Genomic DNA, 2,225 nt, shown 5'->3' with positions numbered 1-2,225 from the left:
GATAAATTGGAAGAGTGCATCGAGGTGTTCGATTGGGCTCCCCTCACCTCCACAGATGAATTTGTGCCTCGCTGACTTTGTCAGCGGGGCATTTTTGTTGTGCAGCGTGACGAGCCGGCAACTTTGGGAGTGGTGTGAGACAATGTTTTTTAGGCTTTTGGGGAGCAGGCTCGTCAAAGCGGAACAAACGAAAATGCAGTGGCGCGATAGCGCCGCTGGCACAAATTCATCTAGGCCCCCGATCCAGGGATCGCCGGAGCGCTAGCGGAGGCAATCCCCTCACCTCCACTTAAGGAAATGATCATAACTGGTCATTTCCTTTTTTTATTTAATCACTAGTTTGATTTACAATATATTAAGCCCGCTGGGTTTTACAAAAAGCGGTGTTCGAACTTTTTTTCGAAACTTTTCTTAGGCTTGAATTTGTATTATAAAAAACAACCTAGAAGCTTAGTATGGAGACTGATAGAGGTGTTCGATCTACTCTTGCGGTTCATGTTCTGATGGCAGTGTCTTCTTTGTATCTAAAGGTTTTTGCCAGGAGATATAGGAAATCCAAAATCAGTTCAGCCTTTTCCCTGTTTACTTTAATACCATTCCTGTTTAACACCTTAATAGCTCGGTCTATTGAAACCTTTCTGGTCGAAAAATCCTTGGGATTTTTATATGTTAGCTTGTCCATGTTAAATTGCTTATTTGGTAATCGATTAATTGGATATTACTGAAGGTGAGGTAATGCCTAGCTTCGGGATTGAATAATAAGGGACATAACCTCATTAATTGTTAAGCGATTAAACTTTGAAGTAACGCTATCGATTGATGCGGGGGTGAATAGACTGATTATCTCACGCTTGCCCTTAATATCCAGGTCTTTATAGGATTGGAAAATGGTGAAGTCTTTATCAGGCCATAAATTTTCGCTAACGTCGCAAGTGGTGATCTTTTGACTGATGTTTTTTAGCTGACTATTCAAGTAGAATAAACTCTCATTGTATTCCTTTTTTAATTTACTGAAATCATCAAAGTCAATCTTTTCATCCAGGAGGTACTTTTTTGCTTTTGAAATTTTAGAATCTTGCTTAGATATATCCTTTAATATTGATTTTCGTTCCTCAGAATATTCTCGTCGGCAAGTAAATATGTTTTCATCTTCCAGTACGAGACCAAACAATTCGTACACTTCAGGACGTAGGGATAATTTCTTTAATTGTTCTTCAAAGGAGCTATTTAACTTCTCGGCTCTGAATCTTCCTTTGCACTTTTGTCCAGCACAATGATAGTATGGATATTTGGAAGTCTTTCCCTGTGACAGGCTACCTGTTAATTTGCGACCGCAGAGCGGGCAATACAGAAAGCCCCTTAAGGGAAATAGGTGCTTTAGGTGGTCTTTATTGCATCTTTTATTTGTGTCTTTACTTATTATTTGTTGAACGTTTTTGAATAAGTTTTCCGAAATAATGGGTTCGTGAATAGTCTTGACAAATTGTAACTCTTCGGTTTGGTTTGCTGATATTTTAATAATTCCACAATAGACAGGATTATGAATAAGCTTCCAAAAATGGGTATGCTCACAATGTAATCCTTTTGCATAAACCATTCTTCTTACTTGGCTGATTGTAAAAGATCCCGTCGCCAATTGTTCAAATGACCATTTTATATGATCTGCTTCTGGTTGCTTGGGTATTATGTATTTTTTGCCATCTGGATCTGTCCAGTTTGAATATCCAATAGGAGCTTTTCCCGGCCATCTGCCCATCTTTCTCGCTGTTCTCATACCCTCTGCGGTGGTCAATCCGCGCCTGGTGTTCTCTGCCTCGGGAATTGCCAAGTAGACTGCAAGCATGACAATGCTTTCGGGAACATCTAAATCGATCGGCTGATCTATTGCGATAGGTTGAATATTTAAGTCTTTGAGGATTCTTATCATTCGATAAGCGTACTCGATATTCCTGCTGAACCTGTCCCATTTAATAAACAAGATATTTTCAACAAGATCAGGGGCCTGTTTTCGGATTTTAGTAATCAACTTTTTCCATTCGGGACGGTTAAAATCTTTTGCCGAATAATCTTCCCGATATATTCCTTTAATTTGAATGCCATTTATTTTGCAATGATTTACAAGGCGATCCTCCTGTTCAATAAGAGAACTGCCTTTCTTCTTTTGTTCATCGGTGCTAACCCGACAGTATAAGTATGCTGACTTCATAACGATGTTTTTACTACTA

1 protein-coding gene is annotated in these 2,225 nt (G+C 39.2%); it reads right to left on the bottom strand.

Annotation, left to right across the window (positions count from 1 at the left end; genetic code table 11):
* Nucleotides 1-739: 739 nt before the first annotated feature.
* A partial coding sequence (locus tag VK541_RS24565; protein WP_324373260.1) for a recombinase family protein occupies nucleotides 740-2,225 on the bottom strand: 1,486 nt, incomplete at its 5' end.

It is taken from the genome of Pedobacter sp. (assembly GCF_035317785.1).
In the GTDB taxonomy this organism is placed as follows: Bacteria; Bacteroidota; Bacteroidia; order Sphingobacteriales; family Sphingobacteriaceae; genus Pedobacter.
Note: the sequence above shows the minus strand (reverse complement) of the source record. Positions and strands in the feature narration are given on the sequence as shown.